Origin of the sequence: Variovorax trehalosi, assembly GCF_051216415.1 — a bacterium.
Classification (GTDB): Bacteria; Pseudomonadota; Gammaproteobacteria; order Burkholderiales; family Burkholderiaceae_C; genus Variovorax.
In genome coordinates, this window is the sequence record NZ_JBPJZG010000004.1 from 149,747 (window position 1) to 168,812 (window position 19,066).

20 protein-coding genes are annotated in these 19,066 nt (G+C 68.6%); 6 read left to right on the forward strand and 14 right to left on the reverse strand.

Annotated elements, in window-relative coordinates; translation table 11 throughout:
* Positions 1–29: 29 nt before the first annotated feature.
* Entirely contained in the window at positions 30–989 is a 960-nt protein-coding gene (locus ACSFA7_RS16365; protein WP_435500354.1) for an MBL fold metallo-hydrolase, read from the reverse strand.
* A 139-nt stretch (positions 990–1,128) separates the two neighbouring features.
* Between ACSFA7_RS16365 and ACSFA7_RS16370 the strand changes: the two genes are divergently transcribed.
* Both ACSFA7_RS16370 and ACSFA7_RS16375 read left to right on the forward strand, forming a co-directional pair.
* On the forward strand, positions 1,129–2,019 hold the full coding sequence (locus ACSFA7_RS16370; RefSeq protein ID WP_435500355.1) for an IclR family transcriptional regulator: 891 nt from the start codon (positions 1,129–1,131) through the stop codon (positions 2,017–2,019).
* Positions 2,016–2,768, forward strand: a complete 753-nt coding sequence (locus ACSFA7_RS16375) for an SIR2 family NAD-dependent protein deacylase (protein ID WP_435500356.1) — start codon at positions 2,016–2,018, stop codon at positions 2,766–2,768. Before ACSFA7_RS16370 ends, ACSFA7_RS16375 begins: the two co-directional genes overlap by 4 nt.
* Positions 2,769–2,788: 20 nt before the next feature.
* On the opposite strand, the gene ACSFA7_RS16380 is transcribed toward ACSFA7_RS16375, so the two are convergent.
* From ACSFA7_RS16380 to ACSFA7_RS16410, 7 genes are all read right to left on the reverse strand, one after another.
* A complete protein-coding gene (locus ACSFA7_RS16380) occupies positions 2,789–3,397 on the reverse strand; it encodes a pentapeptide repeat-containing protein (RefSeq protein ID WP_435500357.1) in 609 nt (202 codons plus the stop codon).
* Between the two features lie 49 nt (positions 3,398–3,446).
* Positions 3,447–3,668, reverse strand: a complete 222-nt coding sequence (locus ACSFA7_RS16385) for a hypothetical protein (RefSeq protein ID WP_435500358.1) — start codon at positions 3,666–3,668, stop codon at positions 3,447–3,449.
* 47 nt (positions 3,669–3,715) lie between these two features.
* Positions 3,716–4,387, reverse strand: a complete 672-nt coding sequence (locus ACSFA7_RS16390) for an ABC-type transport auxiliary lipoprotein family protein (RefSeq protein WP_435500359.1) — start codon at positions 4,385–4,387, stop codon at positions 3,716–3,718.
* A 15-nt stretch (positions 4,388–4,402) separates the two neighbouring features.
* Positions 4,403–5,359, reverse strand: a complete 957-nt coding sequence (locus ACSFA7_RS16395; protein ID WP_435500360.1) for an MlaD family protein — start codon at positions 5,357–5,359, stop codon at positions 4,403–4,405.
* 16 nt (positions 5,360–5,375) lie between these two features.
* Positions 5,376–6,221, reverse strand: a complete 846-nt coding sequence (locus ACSFA7_RS16400; RefSeq protein WP_435500361.1) for an ABC transporter ATP-binding protein — start codon at positions 6,219–6,221, stop codon at positions 5,376–5,378.
* On the reverse strand, positions 6,218–7,384 hold the full coding sequence (locus ACSFA7_RS16405) for an MlaE family ABC transporter permease (RefSeq protein WP_435500362.1): 1,167 nt from the start codon (positions 7,382–7,384) through the stop codon (positions 6,218–6,220). Before ACSFA7_RS16405 ends, ACSFA7_RS16400 begins: the two co-directional genes overlap by 4 nt.
* Positions 7,385–7,518: 134 nt before the next feature.
* Positions 7,519–8,427 (reverse strand): LysR family transcriptional regulator, encoded by a 909-nt coding sequence (locus tag ACSFA7_RS16410; protein ID WP_435500363.1) that lies wholly within the window; start codon positions 8,425–8,427, stop codon positions 7,519–7,521.
* An 86-nt stretch (positions 8,428–8,513) separates the two neighbouring features.
* On the opposite strand from ACSFA7_RS16410, the gene ACSFA7_RS16415 reads away from it, so the two are divergent.
* The 3 genes from ACSFA7_RS16415 to ACSFA7_RS16425 are packed head-to-tail and all read left to right on the forward strand — an operon-like array spanning position 8,514 to position 12,323.
* The gene (locus ACSFA7_RS16415; RefSeq protein WP_435500364.1) at positions 8,514–10,031 is read left to right on the forward strand and encodes a CoA-acylating methylmalonate-semialdehyde dehydrogenase; all 1,518 of its coding nucleotides are present in this window, start codon (positions 8,514–8,516) and stop codon (positions 10,029–10,031) included.
* A 22-nt stretch (positions 10,032–10,053) separates the two neighbouring features.
* Positions 10,054–10,662, forward strand: coding sequence for a hypothetical protein (locus tag ACSFA7_RS16420; RefSeq protein WP_435500365.1), 609 nt, complete (start codon positions 10,054–10,056; stop codon positions 10,660–10,662).
* A 26-nt stretch (positions 10,663–10,688) separates the two neighbouring features.
* Positions 10,689–12,323: a GMC family oxidoreductase gene (locus ACSFA7_RS16425; protein WP_435500366.1), complete on the forward strand. Its 1,635-nt coding sequence runs from the start codon at positions 10,689–10,691 to the stop codon at positions 12,321–12,323.
* Positions 12,324–12,333: 10 nt separating this feature from the next.
* Here ACSFA7_RS16425 and tetR read toward each other — a convergent pair whose 3' ends face one another.
* Positions 12,334–13,002: a tetracycline resistance transcriptional repressor TetR gene (gene tetR, locus ACSFA7_RS16430; RefSeq protein ID WP_435500367.1), complete on the reverse strand. Its 669-nt coding sequence runs from the start codon at positions 13,000–13,002 to the stop codon at positions 12,334–12,336.
* 91 nt (positions 13,003–13,093) lie between these two features.
* Between tetR and tet the strand changes: the two genes are divergently transcribed.
* Positions 13,094–14,293 carry a Tet(A)/Tet(B)/Tet(C) family tetracycline efflux MFS transporter gene (tet, locus tag ACSFA7_RS16435; protein ID WP_435500368.1) on the forward strand — a complete coding sequence of 400 codons (1,200 nt, stop codon included), beginning with the start codon at positions 13,094–13,096 and terminating at the stop codon, positions 14,291–14,293.
* Here the strand turns inward: tet and ACSFA7_RS16440 are convergent, their stop codons facing one another.
* From ACSFA7_RS16440 to ACSFA7_RS16460, 5 genes are read right to left on the reverse strand one after another with little or no spacing between them, the layout of a single operon-like run.
* Positions 14,294–15,361 carry an ABC transporter substrate-binding protein gene (locus ACSFA7_RS16440; protein WP_435500369.1) on the reverse strand — a complete coding sequence of 356 codons (1,068 nt, stop codon included), beginning with the start codon at positions 15,359–15,361 and terminating at the stop codon, positions 14,294–14,296.
* A gap of 12 nt (positions 15,362–15,373) precedes the next feature.
* The gene (locus ACSFA7_RS16445; protein WP_435500370.1) at positions 15,374–16,561 is read right to left on the reverse strand and encodes an NAD(P)/FAD-dependent oxidoreductase; all 1,188 of its coding nucleotides are present in this window, start codon (positions 16,559–16,561) and stop codon (positions 15,374–15,376) included.
* Entirely contained in the window at positions 16,558–17,967 is a 1,410-nt protein-coding gene (locus ACSFA7_RS16450) for an FAD/NAD(P)-dependent oxidoreductase (RefSeq protein ID WP_435500371.1), read from the reverse strand. Before ACSFA7_RS16450 ends, ACSFA7_RS16445 begins: the two co-directional genes overlap by 4 nt.
* Positions 17,964–18,269 (reverse strand): (2Fe-2S)-binding protein, encoded by a 306-nt coding sequence (locus ACSFA7_RS16455; RefSeq protein WP_435500372.1) that lies wholly within the window; start codon positions 18,267–18,269, stop codon positions 17,964–17,966. The genes ACSFA7_RS16450 and ACSFA7_RS16455 overlap by 4 nt, the downstream gene beginning before the upstream one ends.
* Entirely contained in the window at positions 18,270–19,064 is a 795-nt protein-coding gene (locus tag ACSFA7_RS16460) for an ABC transporter permease (protein ID WP_013538787.1), read from the reverse strand. It abuts the gene before it with no gap.
* Between the last annotated feature and the right edge of the window lie 2 nt (positions 19,065–19,066).

Here is a 19,066-nt window from a genome sequence, read left to right on the forward strand (position 1 = left end):
TCTTGCTCCTTCGAGAGAGCAAGGCGCAATCAGCCTTCCAGCGCCTTCCACATCTCGATGTCGCGCTCTGCGGTCCACACACGCGGATCGGCATGGCCCGAGGCCTCGTCATAGGCCCGGCTCACATCGAACGGCATGCAGTGGTCGAAGATCACCCACTGGCTGTACTTGGGCTTGAGCTTCGCGTAGGTGTCCTTGTAGACCGTGTTCAGGTCGCGCCCGGCCTTCACGCCTTCCTGCACGCTCGCATACACGTCGGAGATGAAGTTGCGCGTGCCCGTGAGGCCCTCGGCCACCGCGGCCGGCGTGGTGAGCGCGGCGCCGCGGCCCGGCACAAGCGCGGCGGGCTTGAGAGCAGCGATGTTGTCCAGCGTCTGCGGCCAGTCCTGGAAGTAGGCGTCGCCGGCGTACGGCGTGGCGCCGAACTCCACCAGGTCGCCCGAGAGCAGCGTGCGCTCCTCTGGCAACCAGACGACCGTGTCGCCCTTGGTGTGGCCGCGGCCCAGCTGGATCAGCTGCACTTCGAGCTTGCCGAGCCAGAGGGTCATCTTGCCGGTGAAGGTCAGGGTGGGCCAGGTGAGGCCCGGGGGCACGGTTTCCACGTTCTGGAAGAGGCGCGGGAAGCGGCCGATCTCGCTGGCCTTGTCGGCCTCGCCGCGCTCGACGATCAGGTCGCGCGTGTCCTGGCTCGCGAGGATGTGCTCGGCGCCGTAGCCCGCCGCGCCCAGCACGCGCACCGCGTGGTAGTGGGTGAGCACCACATATTTGATGGGCTTGTCGGTCACTTCGCGGATGCGGCGCACCACGTCGGCGGCCATGGCGGGGGTGGCTTGCGTGTCGGCGACCAGCACGCAGTCGTCGCCGATCACGATGCCGGTGTTCGGGTCGCCCTCGGCGGTGTAGGCCCAGGCGTGCTCGGAGATCTGGCTGAAGGTGATCTTCTTCTCTTCCATGTCGGCCTGGCTGGCGAACTTCTTGGCTTGGCTCATCGGGTTGTCTCCGGTGTGTGGGGGATGTATGGTTATTCGTTTAAGGCGAACGAATTCGCGGATAACGAATTTTCGCAGTGTAAGCCTAGGATCAGTTAATGTCTAATCCCTTCTTCATGAACGAACGATCGGCAGCCCTGTGACCAAGGACTCCAGCGATACCAGCGATCCCCCCGACACCGACCGTGCCGCCCAGCGCGGCATCCAGAGCATCGAGGTCGGCGGCCAGTTGCTGCGTGCGCTGGTGCACCACGGCCGGCCGATGGCGCTGAAAGACCTGGCGCGCGAGGCCGACATGACACCCGCCAAGGCCCACCCCTACATGGTGAGCTTCGGGCGGCTCGGGCTCATCGAGCAGGACCGCGCCAGCGGCCACTATCTGCTCGGTCCGCTGGCCTTGCAACTGGGGCTCATCAGCCTGCAGCAGGCCGACCCGGTGCACATCGCCACCCCGCTGCTCAGCCCGCTGGCGCAGCAGATCGGCCACACGGTGGCGCTGGCGGTGTGGGGCGCGCGCGGCGCGACCATCGTGCGCACGGCCGAGTCGCCGTCGCCGGTGCATGTGAACATGCGGCACGGCACGGTGTTCTCGCTGACCAACACGGCCTCGGGCCGCATCTTCGCGGCCTACCTCGATGCCGACGCGGTGCGGCAGCTGCTCGAGGAAGAGCGCCAGCGCCAGAAGCCGCGCAAGGGCGCCGCCGAGCCCGCGGCACCCGCCGGCATGCCGCCCGTGCAGCCGCTGCCGTCGTGGAGCGACTTCGAGCGCCAGTTGAAGGAGGTGCGCGAACACGGCATCAGCCGCTCCGACGGCGAAGTGATCGTGGGCGTGAGCGCCATGGCCGCGCCGGTGTTCGACCACACCGGCGCCATCGTGCTCGCCGTGACCGCCATCGGCCCGGCCGGCATTTTCGACACGGCGTGGGACGGCGAGCTCTCGCGCGCACTCAAGGCTTGCGCGGGCGCCGTGTCGCAGCGGCTCGGCGCGCCCGCTGCGGGGCCTTCCGATATCCGAAAAACAGAGCGATGACGCGACCCGACGCCACCGACACAACCTCTTCTTCCCCGCTAGCATCCGCCATCGCGCTGCTGCGCGACGCCCGGCGCATCGTCGTCTTCTCGGGCGCCGGTTTGTCCCGCGCCTCGGGTATCCCGACCTACCGCGATGCGGACGGCCTCTGGAAAAACCAGAACGCCCTGCAGTTCTCCCACGCCGAAGACTTGAAGCGCGATCCCTCGGGCTTCACCAGGTTCTGGGGCCAGCGCGTGTCGGTCGTCGAATCGGCCGCGCCCAACCCGGGCCACCGGGCGCTCGCGCAACTGCAGCGGCTGCGCCCGGCGACGCGCCTCGTCACGCAGAACGTCGACGGCCTCCTGACCCAGGCGGGCGGGCTCGACGTGCTCGAACTGCACGGGTCGCTGCGCCGTTGGCGCTGCGACCACTGCGGCAACCGCAGCGGCCCGTGGCCCTTTCACCGGTGCCTGCGCTGCGGCTCGCATGCGCGGCCCGACGTGGTGATGTTCGGCGAGATGCTCAACCCCGGCGTGCTGCTCGAGGCGCAGGTGGTGGCGCAGGAGTCGGATCTCTTCATGGTGGTCGGCAGCACGACCATCGTCTATCCGGCGGCCGAGCTGCCCGAACTTGCGATGGCGCGCGGCAGCCGACTCATCACGCTGAACCTGGAGCCGCTGCCGCACCTCGACGATGCGGCGGCGGTGGTGTTGCGGGGCGCTTCGGAAGACCTGTTGCCGCGTTTGCTGGCGGGGATGAGCGCTTAACTTCGCGCCTTCGTGCGCCGTCAGTTGATGCGCGCGTTGGCGAGTTGCATGTCTTCGAACTGGCTGCCCGTGAAGTCGACCTGCTCGCCCTGCAGGTCGGAGGCGCTCACTTGCCGGCCGCTGCACGCCAGCAGCTTCACTTGCGACCAATGGCTGGCATCGAAATTCAGCGCGATCCAGTGGCATCGGGTGAAGGTGCAATCGCTGAGCTGGCTGGCTTTCAGCTGAGATGCATTGAACGTGCAATCGACGAAAGTGCAGCCGGTGATCCGGATGCGTTGCAGGTCGCACAGGCTGAACGTGCAGCCGTTGAATTGGCATGAAGTCCAGACCGCATCCATGAAGCTGGTCGATGTGAAGCTGCTGCCGCTGAACGTGCTGGATGCGAAGGTGGCCAGGTTGAGATCGAGGCCGGCATAGGCATTGCCATCGCTTTCGCCCGCCAGCCCGGCGGGTGCGCCGCCGACGCCTTTGCGCCATTTGTCGTGGTCCTGGATGATTTGAAGAGATCTCATGAAGGGGCGCGAAAAATGATGGAGGGGGCGCATTGTGCGAACGCGCCCGCGGACCAGGAACGGGGAGACATGTTCCGGCCACCATTGCAGTGCGACCACCGTGACGGATTGCATGGAGGCTGGCTTCGCGCCTGCCGCCCCCAGCCCCGCAGTGCGCGGGCGCTCAGCCCTTCTTGCCGCCCAGCAGCACCAGCGCGCCGCCCACCACGATGGCGGCCACGCTGGCCCAGGCGGGGAAGTTGACGGTCTGCTTCTCCTTCACCGAAAACTCCAGCGGGCCGAGCTTGGCCTGGTGGGTTTCCTTGGTGAAGCTGAAGCCGCCGAGGCCCAGCCCCGCGATGCCTGCCACGACCAGCAGGATGCCGACGATGCGTGTTGCGTTCATGGGGCGAGTCTCCTCAGTGATTGGTGTTGCGGCGATCGGGCTGCAGCTTACTGCCGCGGCTGCCGTTGCAGTGCATCCATCCACTGCGTGACCTCGGCCACCGCCGCATCGCTGGCGGCGGCCAGTGCCTTCACGCCGCCGGGCGCGTCGGCGCTCGGTGCGGGGCGGCGCACGGTGATGGTCTTCTGGCCCAGCACGCGATCGCCGCCGGTGGTGCCGCGAATCAGCGTGGCGCGCAGCCGCACGAGGCCCACGCTGCTGGCGGGCGAGTCGAAGTAGTGGCTGAACTCATCGAGCGAAATGCGCAGCGTGTCGGGCACCTCGCCCTTGCTGCGGGAAATGGTCGCGCTCTCTTCTGGGCCGAGCACCATGCGGCGCTCGGCCAGGCTGTCGCGCAGCCGCTGGCGCAGCAGTTGCGCGGGCGGCTGGCTCCAGCGCGACTGGCCGTAGGGGCGCAGCTCGTTGACGTCCGCGTAGCCGAGGCGGTAGAGGATCTGTGTGCCGTCCAGGCGCGTGTTGCTCTCGATCTCGGCCAGGGCCAGTGTCGGAAGCGGCGCGGCGGCCGGTGCAGCGGTTGCCGCGGCGGCGGCAAGCCCGGGGCCGAAGTCGTAGAGCGTCGCGCGCGCGGGCTTGTCGGGCAGCGCGCCGCAGCCGGCAAGCACTGCCGCAAAGCCGATGCCCGCGAGGACCGCGGCGAGGGAGTGGGTGTTTGTCTTCATGCTCGTCACCTTCGATCAAGGGCGCGCGGCCGGCGCGGAGAAACCCGGCTCGCCCGGGCCCGCCGCGGCGCCGCCATTGCCGAACAGCAGCGATTGCGGGTTGTCGTTGATGCTGTCCGCCGCGCGGCCCAGCCGGCGCACCGCGTGCGAGGTGTCGTCGGCCACGCGGTTCACGCGCGGCAGCGTCGCCGCATTGAACGAATCGACCGCCTGCGCGAGCGCCTTCGTGCCGTCGCTCAGCCGCTCGACCGGCCCGTCGGGCGCGTTCAGCCGGCCCACGGTGGTGTTGAAGTTGTTGGCCACGCGCGAGACGTCGCCGGCCGCCTTTTTCACCGTGCCGAGCGTGTCGGGCATCGCGGCCAGCGTCGGGTTCAGGCCGGTCTTCACCGTGGTGTCGAGCGTCTTGAGCAGCGTGTTGGCGCTGGCCGAGGCCGCAGCGATGTTCTCCAGCGCATCGGCCGCGCGCTTCTGGTTCGGGTCGCTCAGCAACTGGTTGGCGCGCTTGGTCACTTCCTCGACCTGGTTGATGATGGCTTCGCCGCGGTCCTGCAGCTGCGCGAGCATCGAGGGCTTGAGCGGAATGCGCGGCGGCTCGTCGTCGTTGGGCTTGAGCGCAACCTGCGATTCGCCCTTGTCGTCCAGCGCGATGAAGGCCAGGCCCGTCACGCCCTGGTAGCTCAGCGTGGCAAAGCTGGAGGTGGTGAGCGGCACGCGCTCGTCGACGGTGATGCGCACGCGCACGTTGCCCTTCACCTTGGGGTCGAAGTCGATCGACGCCACCTTGCCGACCGCGATGCCGCGGTAGCGCACCATCGCCTGCGGCTGCAGGCCGCTGACCGCGTCGCGGGTGGAGAGCTCGTAGATGTTGCGCACGGTGTTGTCGCGCGTGAACCAGATCACCAGCCCGACGAGCACGGCCAGGAGGCCGAGCACGAAGGCGCCGGCGGCGAGGGCATGGGCCTTGTTTTCCATGGTGGCTACCTACCTTTCAGCGCGGCGCGGCTTCGGGCCGCGGCGCAGGTTGTTCTGTGGCTGGCTTGTCATGCAGCGCCTCCAGGGCGCGCTGGCCGCGCCCCCCGAGAAAGTATTCGTGGATGAACGGATGCGGGTAGGCGATGACCTCGCGCGCTGTGCCGCTCACGATGACCTTCTGGTCGGCCAGCACCGCGATGCGGGTGCTCAGGTCGAACAGCGTGTCCAGGTCGTGCGTGACCATCACCACCGTCAGGCCCAGCTCGCGGTGCAGGCCGCGCAGCAAATTGCAGAAGCTGTCGGAGGCCTCGGGGTCCAGGCCCGCCGTGGGCTCGTCGAGCAAGAGCAGCGGCGGGTCCATGATGAGCGCGCGCGCCAGCGCCACGCGCTTGATCATGCCGCCCGACAGATCCGACGGGCTCTTGTTCGCATGCTGTGGCTCCAGCCCCACCATCTGCAGCTTCACGAGCGCGGCGTGGCGGATCAGTTCGTCGGGCAGGAGCTTGAGTTCGCGCAGCGGAAAGGCGATGTTCTCCAGCACGCTGAAGGCCGAGAACAGCGCGCCGTGCTGGAACAGCATGCCGACGTTGGCCGCGCCCGAGGCGCTGAGCTCGCCGGGCTCCTGGCCCAGCACCTCGACCACGCCCTTCGTCGGCTTCTCGAGCCCGAGGATCTGGCGCAGCAGCACCGTCTTGCCAGTGCCCGAGCCGCCCACCAGCGAGAACACCTCGCCGCGGTCGATGTGCATGTCGAGGTTGCGATGCACCACCTGCTCGCCTTCGGCGTTCTTGAACACCGTCCAGAGCTTGCGAATGTCGACGACGGTGGCGTCGTTGCTGTTGTTGTTCACGGCGGTATTCATCCCCGGAACCCGATGCCTTTGAACAGCACCGCGAACAGCGCATCGACCAGGATCACCGCGGTGATCGAGGTCACCACCGACGAGGTCGTGCCGCGGCCCAGGCTCTCGGTGTTGGGCTTGACCTTCATGCCGAAGTAGCAGCCGATCAGCGCGATCAGGATGCCGAACACCGCCGACTTGGCCATCGCGAGCCAGAGGTTTGCGATCGGCACCGCGCGCGGCAGTGCAGACAGGAAGTACGCCGGCGAAATGTCGAGCGCCGCATCCGCCGCGAGCATGCCGCCCAGCAGCGCCGCCATCGAGGTCCAGAGGCTGATGAGCGGCATTGCGATCGCCAGCGCCAGCACGCGCGGCATCACGAGGCGAAAGCCGTGCGGGATGCCCATGACGCGCATCGCGTCGAGCTCTTCGGTCACGCGCATCACGCCGATCTGCGCGGTGATGGCCGAGCCCGAGCGCCCGGCGATCAGCACAGCGGCCAGCACCGGCCCGAGCTCGCGCACCAGCGAGAGGCCGAGGATGTTCACCACGAAGGCCTCGGCGCCGTAGTTGCGCAGCTGCTGCGAGATCAGGTAGGCCAGCACCACGCCGATCAGCAACCCGACCAGCGCCGTGATGTGCAGCGCCGTGGCGCCGAACTGATAGAGATGCCCCGAGAAATCGCGCCACGGCGCGCGGTGCGGCGCGCGGATCAGTGTCCCGACGTCGAGCGCGAGCTGGCCGATCAGACCGACGAAGTCGCGCGCCACGACCATCGCGCGCGGCCCGTTGTGCGAGAAGGTGCGGATGCGGTCGGCCAGCGTCTTGGGCGGCTCGTCCGGCGTGGCGACGGTGTACTGCGCCACCTGGTCGAGCACCGCCTTGTGCTGCGCTTCCATCTCCAGCGTGGCGGGCCATTCGTGGCGCCAGTGCTCCCACAGGAGCTGGGCGCCGATGTGGTCGAGCTGCTCGATCGGGCGCAGGTCCCAGGCACGGTCGTCCGTGGTCGGCGCGGCTTCCAGGCTTTTGGAGAGCGCCTGCCAGGCGGGAAACGAGGACATGCCCAGCGCGGTCCAGCGGCCGGTGGCGACCGTCCACTGGCGACCTTTCTGCTCCTGCTGCGCGACACGCGGCCACGCGCTGTCGGCGGCTTGGGCGTCGGCAGTCGGGGAGGCGGAAGGCATGGGCGGATGAGCAGGAAAGTAAACAAAAAACCGGGTTCGAGGGATGCGCGCATCGTAACCGGGTGCATCCACGGCCCATGTGCTCCAGACCCCTCATTAACGTAGGGCGGTGCGCCGTTTTTTTCAGTTTTTCTTCAGCTCCACGCCTTGCCCAGCGCATCCCAGGCGCTCGCGACCACCGGCTCGTCGCGGCGCGATGCGAGCGAGACGAAACGCAGCGCGCAATCGAGCTGCACCCGGTCGGCCATCGCGAGGCCGTGGGCCTGGCATTCGCGGATCGCGATCGAGTCGCGCACGAGGCTGAGGCCAATGCCCGACTTCAGCAGGTCGAGCATCGACGCTTCCTGGTCGACCATCGCCACACGGCGCGGCGAGAGGCCCAGCGGCGCGAACACGCGTTCCAGCAGCCGGTGGTGCGCCGACTCGGGCGGCGTCGCGAGCCAGGGCAGCGCGGCCAGCGCCTTCCAGTCGCGGCCCTGCACCTGCGGACCCCAGCCGGCGGGTGCGACCACGCGGTAGGTGAAGCGGGTGAGGGTGCGGACCGAGAGCGCGGGCGTTGTCGCGGCTTGGTCGTCGTCGCCGGGGTCGAGATGAAACCCCACATCCAGGTCGCCGCGCAGCACCTGCGCCAGCACGCTGCCGCTCATGCCGTGGCGCAGCTCGGTCTCGATCTGCGGCGCTGCCTCGACCAGTTCGCGCAGGAACACGCCCAGCCGGGTGAACTCCGGATCGAGGATGGTGCCGATGCGCAGCGCCCCGCGCACCGTGCCCTGCAGCTTGCGCGCGGCCTGCTGCAGGTCGCCCACGGCGGCCAGCACCCGCTCGGCCTGCGGCAGCATCGCCGCGCCGTCGGCCGTGAGCGCCAAGCCGTGCGGCGTGCGCGTGAAGAGCACGAGCCCGGTTTCCTCGGCGAAGCGCTTCAGTTGCAGGCTCACTGCCGGCTGCGTGAGATGCAGCCGCTCGGCGGCGCGCGAGACGTTGCCTTCCTTCGCCGCGAGAACGAAGGCGCGCAAAATCTGGAGGTCCATGGCGGCGGTAGTCATATAAGTCCGATTTATAAGCCCATGGCGCCGAAATCATTGGCCTTTCCTTCGAGGAGCTGGCCAAATTGCCTTCCGGAGACCTCATCATGTCCATGAATACCAGAAATATCGACCACCACATCGCCGGCCTGCCGGCCGCCAACACCTCGGGCCGCACGCAGGACGTGACGAACCCCGCCACCGGCGCCGTCACCGGCAAGGTCGGCCTCGCCGACGCGGCGCAGGTCTCGGCCGCCGTGGCCGCCGCCCAGGCCGCGTTCCCCGCCTGGGCCGACACCCCGCCGATCCGCCGGGCGCGCGTGATGTTCAAGTTCCTGCAGCTGCTCAACGAGCACAAGGACGAGCTCGCCCACCTCATCACCGCCGAGCACGGCAAGGTCTTCACCGACGCGCAGGGTGAGGTCAGCCGCGGCATCGACATCGTCGAATTCGCCTGCGGCATTCCGCAGCTGCTCAAGGGCGACTTCACCGACCAGGTGAGCACCGGCATCGACAACTGGACGCTGCGCCAGCCCCTGGGCGTGGTCGCCGGCATCACGCCCTTCAACTTCCCGGTGATGGTGCCGATGTGGATGTTCCCGGTGGCCATTGCCGCGGGCAACACCTTCGTGCTCAAGCCCAGCCCGACCGATCCGAGCCCGTCGCTGCTGATCGCCGAGCTGTTCAAGCAGGCCGGCCTGCCCGACGGCGTGTTCAACGTCGTGCAGGGCGACAAGGTCGCGGTCGATGCGCTGCTCGAGCACCCGGACGTCAAGGCCATCAGCTTCGTCGGCTCCACGCCGATCGCCAACTACATCTACGAGACCGGCGCGCACCACGGCAAGCGCGTGCAGGCCCTGGGCGGCGCGAAGAACCACATGGTGGTCATGCCCGATGCGGACATCGACCAGACGGTGGATGCGCTGATCGGCGCGGGCTACGGCTCGGCCGGCGAGCGCTGCATGGCGATCAGCGTCGCGGTGCTGGTGGGCGATGTGGCGGACAAGGTGATTCCCAAGCTCATCGAGCGCACGAAGACGCTCAAGGTACTCAACGGCACCAACCTCGCGGCCGAGATGGGCCCGATCGTCACGCGCGCGGCGCACGAACGCATCACCGGCTACATCGCGCAAGGCGAGAAGGAAGGCGCGAAGCTGCTGGTCGATGGCCGTTCGTTCGACGGCAGCGTGGCCGGCGAAGGTTGCGGCGATGGTTTCTGGATGGGCGGCACGCTGTTCGACCACGTCACACCCGAGATGCGCATCTACAAGGAAGAGATCTTCGGCCCGGTGCTCAGCTGCGTGCGCGTGGAGAACTTCAAGGACGCCGTGGACCTCATCAACGCCCACGAGTTCGGCAACGGCGTGAGCTGCTTCACCCGCGACGGCAACGTGGCGCGCGAATTCAGCCGGCGCATCCAGGTGGGCATGGTGGGCATCAACGTGCCGATCCCGGTGCCGATGGCCTGGCACGGTTTCGGCGGCTGGAAGAAGAGCCTGTTCGGCGACATGCACGCCTATGGCGAAGAGGGCGTGCGCTTCTATACCAAGCAGAAGTCCATCATGCAGCGCTGGCCCGAGAGCATCGGCAAGGGTGCCGAGTTCGTGATGCCCACGGCCAAGTAACTTCACGCGCCCGGAAGCACGCATGCAAGAGACCGGCTGGCAGCCGATCGCGGGCCGCGTCGGGCATGTGGGCGGCATCGAGTCGTTCACGCTCGATGGCCGGCGCCACTACTTCGGCTTCGACCACAAGCGGGGGCTCGTGCTGTCCCCGGCCATCGACGATGCGGCGGCGATGGCGCACTTTGCGAGTCGCCACATGCAGGCGATCTACAGGGGCCGCCTGTTCGGGCTGCTCGGCAAGACGGGGCCGCGGGACGAGGTCTTCTGGGCCGAGGCGGTGGAATGGTCGGAGAACGCCACCGACCTGCCCCGCCAGCCGGAGCTCACGCTGACGCGCATGCGGCTTGCCGCGAGCATGTCGGAGCTCGGCCTTGCCGCGCAGGAGAACCGCATCGCGCGCGAGTTCATGCCCGACGCATTGCCGTTCATGCTGCTCGCAGCCGCGGGCGACGGAGCGCCCGATGAAGCCGCAGGCATCCAGGCCGAGGTCGCCATCGTCTGGGGCCGCGAGCCGCTTGCGCCAGGGCGCGAGATCGCCGACGTGGCGCATGCGTTGCAGGCCCGCCTGAACGTGCTGGTCGACCGCGCGCAAGGCAACTGGGCGCAGATTTTTTCGATGCTGAAATCCTGAGCAGTGATCCCAAGAAAAGAAGAGCCATGCGAGACAACGACAACACCTTCGACTACATCATCATCGGCGCCGGCACGGCCGGTTCGCTCATCGCCAACCGGCTGAGCGCCGACAAGACCAAGCGCGTGCTGCTCATCGAGGCCGGCCGCAAGGACGACTACCACTGGATCCACATTCCAGTCGGCTATCTCTACTGCATCGGCAACCCGCGCACCGACTGGCTCTACAACACCGAGCCCGATGCGGGCCTGAACGGCCGCGCGCTGCGCTATCCGCGCGGCAAGACGCTGGGCGGCTGCTCCAGCATCAACGGGATGATCTACATGCGCGGCCAGTCGCGCGACTACGACCAGTGGGCCCAGCTCACCGGCGACGACGACTGGCGCTGGCAGAACGTGCTGCCGGCCTTCAAGAAGCACGAAGATTTCTATCTCGGTGCCGACGAGCTGCACGGCGCGGGCGGCGAGTGGCGCGTGGAGAAGCAGCGGCTGCGCTGGGACATCCTCGATGCGTTCGCCGAAGCCGCGGTGCAGGCCGGTGTGCCGCACACCACCGACTTCAACCGCGGCAGCAACGAGGGCGTGGGCTACTTCCAGGTCAACCAGAAGAACGGCTGGCGCTGGAACACCGCCAAGGCGTTCCTTCGGCCCACCTGCTACGGCCGGCCCAACTTCGAACTGTGGACCGGCGCGCAGGTCTCGCGCCTCCTGTTCGAGACGCAGCCCGACGGCACGAAGCGCTGCACCGGCGCCGAGGTGTGGAACGGGAGCGAGATGAGCACCGCGCATGCCGAGCGCGAAGTGATCCTTTGCGCGGGCGCCATCGGCTCGCCGCAGATCTTGCAGCTCTCGGGCGTCGGCCCGGCCGAACTCTTGCGCCAGCACAGCATCGATGTGGTGCTCGATGCGCCCGGCGTCGGCGCCAACCTGCAGGACCATTTGCAGATCCGCGCGGTCTACAAGATCGACGGCGCGCCCACGCTCAACGTGCTCGCATCCTCGATGGTCGGCAAGGCGAAGATCGGGCTCGAATATCTGCTCAAACGCAGCGGTCCGATGAGCATGGCACCTTCGCAACTGGGCGCCTTCACGCGCAGCTCCGACGCCTACGAGTGGCCGAACCTCGAATACCACGTGCAGCCGCTCTCGCTCGATGCCTTCGGCGATCCGCTGCACAGCTTTCCGGCCTTCACCGCGAGCGTGTGCAACCTCAATCCGACGAGCCGGGGCTCGGTGCGCATCAAGAGCAAGCGTTTCGAAGATGCGCCCGCCATCGCGCCCAATTACCTGAGCACCGATGAAGACCGCAAGGTGGCGGCCGATTCGCTGCGCGTGACGCGCCGCATCGCCTCGCAGCCCGCGCTCGCCAAGTACAAGCCCGAGGAATGGAAGCCCGGCGTGCAGTACCAGAGCGACGAAGACCTCGCGCGCCTGGCCGGCGACATCGCGACCACCATCTTCCACCCGGTCGGCACCACCAAGATGGGCGCCGACGGCGACCCGATGGCGGTGCTCGATGCGAAGCTGCGCGTGCGCGGCATCCAGGGCCTGCGGGTGGTGGATGCGGGCGCGATGCCCACCATCACGAGCGGCAACACGAACAGCCCGACCTTGATGATGGCCGAGAAGGCTGCGGGCTGGATCGTCGAAGCCAACCGCTGAGCAGGGAGCCTCAGCTGCGCGGTGCGGGCTTGCGCCGCGCGGCTTTCCTGGGCTCGTCGCTTTCCCTGTTCGCAAGGCGCGCCTTCGCGCCTTCGATCATGAGGTCCACGCCGATGTCGAACATCGCATCGGGCCCGGCCTTGCGGTAGCTGGCGAAGGCCTCGGCCAGCAGGGGGCGCGATGCCGCGGCGGCATCGAGCGTCTGCTGGCGCGCCGCCGCGTCGTCGGGTGCCGCCTGTTCCTCGAGCACGCAGCCCACGGTGTAGCGGCCCAGCGCGATCATCAACGCCATGGCGTCTGTCGCCGCCATGCCCCGGTTGACCACGGCAGCAAGCTGGGCCTCCACCATTTCCAGGTCGCCCGGGTCGGGCTCGGTGCCCGCATGCAGGCGCGCGCCGTCGCGCCGTGCCAGCAGCGCGCGGCGGAAGCTGCGCGCGTTCTCGCGCAGGAAGTCTTCCCACGTCTCGCCATCCAGCGGCAGCCGGCGCTCGTGGGCGCGGCGCAGGATCTCGCCGCTCATCGCATCGAGCAGCGCGCGTTTGTTCTTGAAGTGCCAATACAGCGCAGGCTGCTGTACGCCGAGCCGCTCGGCCAGCAGCCGGGTGCTGAGCTTGTCGATGCCGACCTCGTCGAGCAGCGCGAGCGCTGCTTCGAGGATCACTTCACTGTCCAGTTTCATGCCGTAGTCCGTGCCCGTGTCGGGCTTGATGGTGGGGGTTCACAGCCCAGAATTTATCGCTGATAATTCCTTATCATCGATAAATTCCATCATGTCTTCCAATTTTTCAACCCGTAGCCACCAGGCGCAGGCCGTGATCCTCGCGATCGTCACGCTCGATGCCATCGGCATCAGCCTGGTCATGCCGATCGTGCCGAGCCTGCTGCGCGAGGTCGGCCACACCGGCGATCTCGGCTGGCGCTTCGGCGCCTTTCTCTCGCTGTATGCGCTGATGCAGTTCCTCTGCGCGCCCGTGCTCGGCGCGCTCAGCGACCGCTTCGGTCGCCGGCCGGTGCTGCTGGTGTCGGTGGCGGGCGCGGCCATCGATGCGCTCTTCATGGCCTTCGCGCCCTCGCTTTGGATGCTGTTCGTGGGCCGCGCGATCGCGGGCATGACGGGCGCGAGCACCGCGGTGGCCTCGGCGGCCATTGCCGACCTCACGCCCGAGGACCAGCGCGCGCGCTGGTTCGGCCGCATGGGCGCCTGCTTCGGCCTGGGCTTCATCGCCGGGCCGGCCATCGGCGGCGTGCTCGGCGACCACGGCGTGCGGCTGCCGTTCATTGCGGCCGCGGTGCTCAACGGCCTGACCTTCCTCGTGGGCCTGCTGGTGTTGCGCGAGTCGCGCCCGCCGGCGCTCGCGGCACAGCCCTTCGACCGCGGCGTGCTGCATCCGCTCGCGTCGCTGCGCTGGGCCGCGGGCGTTCCCGCGCTGCTGCCGATCCTGGGCGTGTTCCTGGTGCTGGTGCTGGTGGGCGAGGTCGCGGGCACGACCTGGGTGATCCACGGCGAGGACCGGTACGCCTGGAACGGCACCACGGTCGGCCTCTCGCTCGCGGGCTTCGGCCTGATCCACGCAGTGGTGCAAGGTTTCCTCGCGGGCCCGCTGGTCGAGCGCTGGGGCGAGCGCGTGGCGATCGCGGTCGGCACCCTCTCGGACTGCACGGCCTACGCGTTGATCGCCTTCGCCTCGCAGGGCTGGATGGCGCTTGCGTTGCTGCCGTTCCTGTGCATGGGCGGCGTCGGCCAGCCCGCGCTGCAGGCGATGCTCTCGCGGCGCGTGGGCGAGGCCGACCAGGGCCGGCTGCAAGGCGTGCTCGCGAGCATCTCCAGCCTGGCCTCGGTGGTCGGGCCGCTCTTGATCAGCTCGCTCTACTTCGCGTTCCGCGCGCGCTTCCCGGGCATCGTGTGGCTGGTCGGCGCGGTGCTCTATCTGCTGTGCCTGCCGGTGCTGGTACGCAAGACCGCGCCTTGATTACTTCTCGATGGTTTTATTCCAGCGCGAATTCCACGCCGGCCGGTTCGCGTTGATGCTCTCCCAGTCGATGGTGATCGCCGTCTTCATCCACTTGTTGATGTCCGCCACCTGCGTCGCGCCTTCACCCACGGCCGGTGCCTTCGGGTTGGTCGGGATCTGCGCGCCGTACTGAAGCACGTTGGCCTGCGCGAGCGGACTCAGCAAAAACTCGGCGAGCTTCTGCGACAGCTCGGGCTCGCTGTTGTTGGCGATCACGCACTGGCCCACCATCAGCACCACCGCGCCTTCCTTGGGCGGTGCGTACTCGACCGGAATGCCCTTGGTCTTGAGCGCGGCCACGGCCGTGGGCGTGAGCGGGAAGATGGCCGCTTCGCCCGTCTGCACCATCTCCGAGAGCTTGGCGGAACTCGGGATGTACTCCAGCACGTTGGGGCCGATGGTGGTGGGCCAGGCCTTGAAGCCGGGCTCCACGTTCTTGTCGTTGCCGCCCTGGATGCGGTTGAACATCAAAAAGCCGTGCAACCCGAACGACGAGGACGACATCGACTGGAACACCACCTTGCCCTTGAACTTCGGCTCGGCCAGGTCCATCCACGAGGTGGGCGCGGCCCAGCCCTTTTCCTTGAACATCTTGGCGTTGTAGGCGAGGCCGGTCATGCCCAGGCTCACTCCGCTGGCCATGTCGTCCTTGAAGCGCGCGGCGGGATAGATCTCGGCGAGTGACGGGTTGGGCTTCTGCTTCTGGCACAGGCCCATGCCGATGGCGCGCACCATGATGCCGTCGTCCAGGAACATCACATGCATCTGCGGGCGGTCCTTGTTGGCCTGCGCCTTCGCGAGGATGTCCGACGAGGTGCCAGGCACCACCACCACCTTCGCGCCGTAGAGCTTCTCGAAGGCCGGGAACACGTACTGCGTGTACGCCTTCTCCATGGTGCCGCCGTTCATGCCGATGTAGAGCGTCTTGGTCTGCGCGCTCGCCGCGCCGGTGGCCGCGAGCAGGGAAACCGCCGCCGCCCCGAGCAGGGTCCGGCGAAGGGAGAAGGTCTTCTGGATACGGGACATGGTGGTTGCCTTTCAGGGGAGGGTGGGGACTGAATCGGGAGGGGAGAGGGTTTGTTCTTCATCCGCTGCTTCTCCCTCTTCTTCTGGGAACGAGCGGTCGACAGCGAACGCATCGATCGGCGTGCTGCTGCGGCCGTCGCGCACCAGCTCGGCCAGCACTTCGCCCGCGGCTGGGCCGATCTGGAAGCCCGCGCCCGAGAAGCCGAAGCCATGGAAGAGGCCGGGCGTGGTGCAGCTGGGCCCGAGCACCGGCTGGCGGTCGGGCAAGTTGCCCTCGGTGCCGCTCCAGGTGCGGATGAAGTGCGCATGGCGCAGCGCGGGCAGCAGCTCGATGGCCTGCACCGCGAGCGTGGCGATGGCGTCGCGGTCGACGCGGGCGCGGTCGGCATCGAGCGCATAGCCTCGCCCGCCGCCGAGCACGAGGTTGCCGCGCGCCACCTGCCGGCCGTAGATGCCGCCGCCCTCGACGCCCAGGCTCCAGACCATGAAGTGCGGCAGCGGCTCGGTCACCGCCATCACGGGGTGGCTCGCGCGCAGCGGCACCGCCTCCCCGAATTGAGCGGCGAAAGGTGCGGCCCATGCGCCTGCGCAGTTGAGCAGCACCGGCGCATGCACTTCGAGCGCATTGCCCGAGCGCAGCATGAACATCGCGCCGTCGTGCATCACCTCGTCGACTGGGTGGCGCTCGAAGATCTGCGCGCCCGCGCGCTGCGCCGCGAGCGCGAAGGCGGGCGACACCAGCCGCGGGTTGGCCTGCCCGTCTTCCACGCACAGCGAACCGCCGACCGCGCGCGGGCCGAGCCAGGGGCAGCGCTCGCGCAGGCGGGCAGAAGAGATCAGCTCCAGCCCGAGATCGAAGTCCAGGCTCTGCGCACGGTAGCGTTCGAGCGAGGCCATGTCCGAGTCGCTGCGTGCGATCTTGAAGTGGCCCGAGCGCAGGTATTCGCCATCGGTGCCGATCAGCGAAGGCAGGCCGCCCCAGATCCGGTGCGCGCGCTGCGCGAGCGGCAACTGGCTCAGCGGCCGGCCCTGGCGCCGCACGCCGCCGAAGTTCACGCCGCTGGATCGCGAGCCGCAGAGGTCGCGCTCCAGCAGCACCACGCCGATGCCCATCTGCCGCAGCGCGAGCGCGGCCGACGAGCCGACGATGCCGCCGCCGACGATGGCCACGTCGGTGCGCAGGGTCCGGATGGAGCTCATGCGCCCGCTCCTTCACCGGCTGCGTGCGTGGCGAGATGAATCGGAATCGGCTTGATCGGCGCCTGCCCGCGCAGCCGGCCCACCTGCTGAAGCGGCTGGCCCGTCGCGTGCGCGAGGATCTCGGCGGCGGCCACGCCGCACATGCGGCCCTGGCAGCGGCCCATGCCGATGCGCGACAGGGCCTTGAGGCGGTTCATCTCGTCGGCGCCGTTGACGCGGACGGCCTCGCGCAGCGTGCCGGCGGTGATGTTTTCGCAGCGGCAGACGACAAGGTCGTCGGGCGCGTTCGCAGCCCAATCGTTCGGCAGCGGAAAGGCGCGCTCCAGCCCGCGACGGAAACCCGTCAATCCTTCGAGCTTGCGTTCCAGCGTTTCGGCGCGCGCGGTGTCGATGGCGATGCCGCGGTCCGCCAGCAGCGCGAGCGCGGCGCGTTCGCCGGCCCACTCGGCCGCATCGGCGCCCATGATGCCGGCGCCATCGCCCGCGAGGTACACGCCCGGGGCGCTGGAGCGCCCCGCCGCATCGCGCACCGGCAGGTGGGCGCGGTGCATCGGCGCGAACTCGAAGCGGCAGCCGAGCAGGTCGGCGAGTTGGGTCTCGGAACGCAGTGCGTAGCCGAAGCCGACCGCATCGCAGTCGAGCGTGCGTTCTTCGCGGCCGTCGTGCCATGCGACGCCGGTGACGCGGCGCGCGTCGGCATCGCCGATCACGCGCAGCGGACGCACACCGCTGTACAGCGGCACGCCGTGCGCGCGCAGCCACGCGACGAAGTACACGCCCTTCGCGAACACGGCGGGTTGGCGCAGCATCGCGGGCGTTGCGGCGATCTGATCGGCGAGCCGTGCGGTGTCGAGCACGGCCGCGATCTTCGCGCCGGCTTTTGCATATTGATAAGCCACGAGGTACAGCAGCGGCCCCGTGCCCATGAACACCACGCGCTCTCCGATGGCGCAGCCTTGGAACTTGAGCGCGACCTGCGCGCCGCCGAGCGTGTAGACGCCGGGCAGCGTCCAGCCCTGCACGGGCAGCACGCGGTCGGTAGCGCCGGTCGCGACGATCAGCGCGCCATGCGGCACGCGCGTCGTGGTGCGCGTCGGGTTGTGCAGCACATCGAGCACGCCGGCCTGCGCGTTCCACACGAGACTGTCGGGGCGGTAGTCGATGCGATCGCGCAGTGCGTCGAAGGTCTCGTGCACCGCGTTCGCGCGCGAGGCCTCGAAGCCGTAGAGCGTGGCCGCGGTGCGCTGGATGAAGTTGGCGGGAGGGCGGCGGTAGATCTGGCCGCCGGCACGCGCGGCCTCGTCGATCACGAGGGGGCGCAGTCCGTGTGCAACCAGCGCTTGTGCCGCACGCACGCCGGCCGGCCCGGCGCCGACGATCACGGGTCGAAGCTCGGCATTCGTCATGCGCCGCTCCGCCCGGTGACCAGCGCCATGCCCGGCGCGATGAAGGTGGAGCAGGCGCGCAGGCGCTCGCCTTCGGCGGTGGCGATCCAGCAGTCCTGGCAGGCGCCCATCATGCAGAAGCCGGCGCGCGGCGTGTCGCTGAATTCATTGCGGCGCAGCTGGCTGCCCTGTGTGAGCACGGCCGTGAGCACTGTGTCTCCGGCGAGTGCTGATGCGGGCGCGCCATCGAGCGTGAAGGCCACCGCCGCACGGCCGGTCTCGGCCACGCGATACAGCAGTGCGTGGGATGCGTTCGACGTCATCTACTTGCGCCCCACCAGCACGCGATCCAGCCCGTAGAGCCGGTCGAGGATCACCATCGCGATGGCGGTCACCGCCACCATCAGCGCCGACACCGCCGCCATCAGCGGATCGATCGACTCGGTCGCATACATGTACATGCGCACCGGCAGCGTCACCGTGCTCGGCGAGGTCACGAAGATCGACATCGTCACCTCGTCGAAGCTGTTGATGAAGGCGAGCATCCAGCCGCCGGTGACGCCCGGCAGGATCATCGGCAGCGTGATGCGCCGGAACACCGTGGCCTGGCTCGCGCCGAGCGAGAGCGCCGCCTGCTCGGCGCTGCGGTCGAAGCCCACGAGCGCGGCCACCACAAGACGCAGCGTGTAGGGCGTGACGATCAGCGCATGCGCCATCACCAGCCAGCCGAAGCTGCCCGTGCCGCCCACCAGCGCGAACAGCCGCAGCAGCGCCACGCCCAGCACCAGGTGCGGAATGATCAGCGGCGAGAGAAAGAGGGCGTTGAGGAAATCGCGCCCCGGAAACTCGTAGCGCGTGATCGCCATGCCGGCCGGCACCGCGAGCAGCGTGGCGATGGTGGCGGAGGCCAGCGCGAGCCACAGGCTGTTCCAGAACGACTGCATGAAGTCCGGGTGCGCGAACACCGCGGCAAACCAGCGCAGCGAGAAGCTGGTGGTCGGAATGGTCAGCGTGTTCTCGGGCGTGAACGCGACGATGCACACCACCAGCAGCGGCGCCAGCATGAAGGTGATGACGAGCGCGTTGAACGCGAGGGCGAAGGGGCCGTTCTTGCTCATAG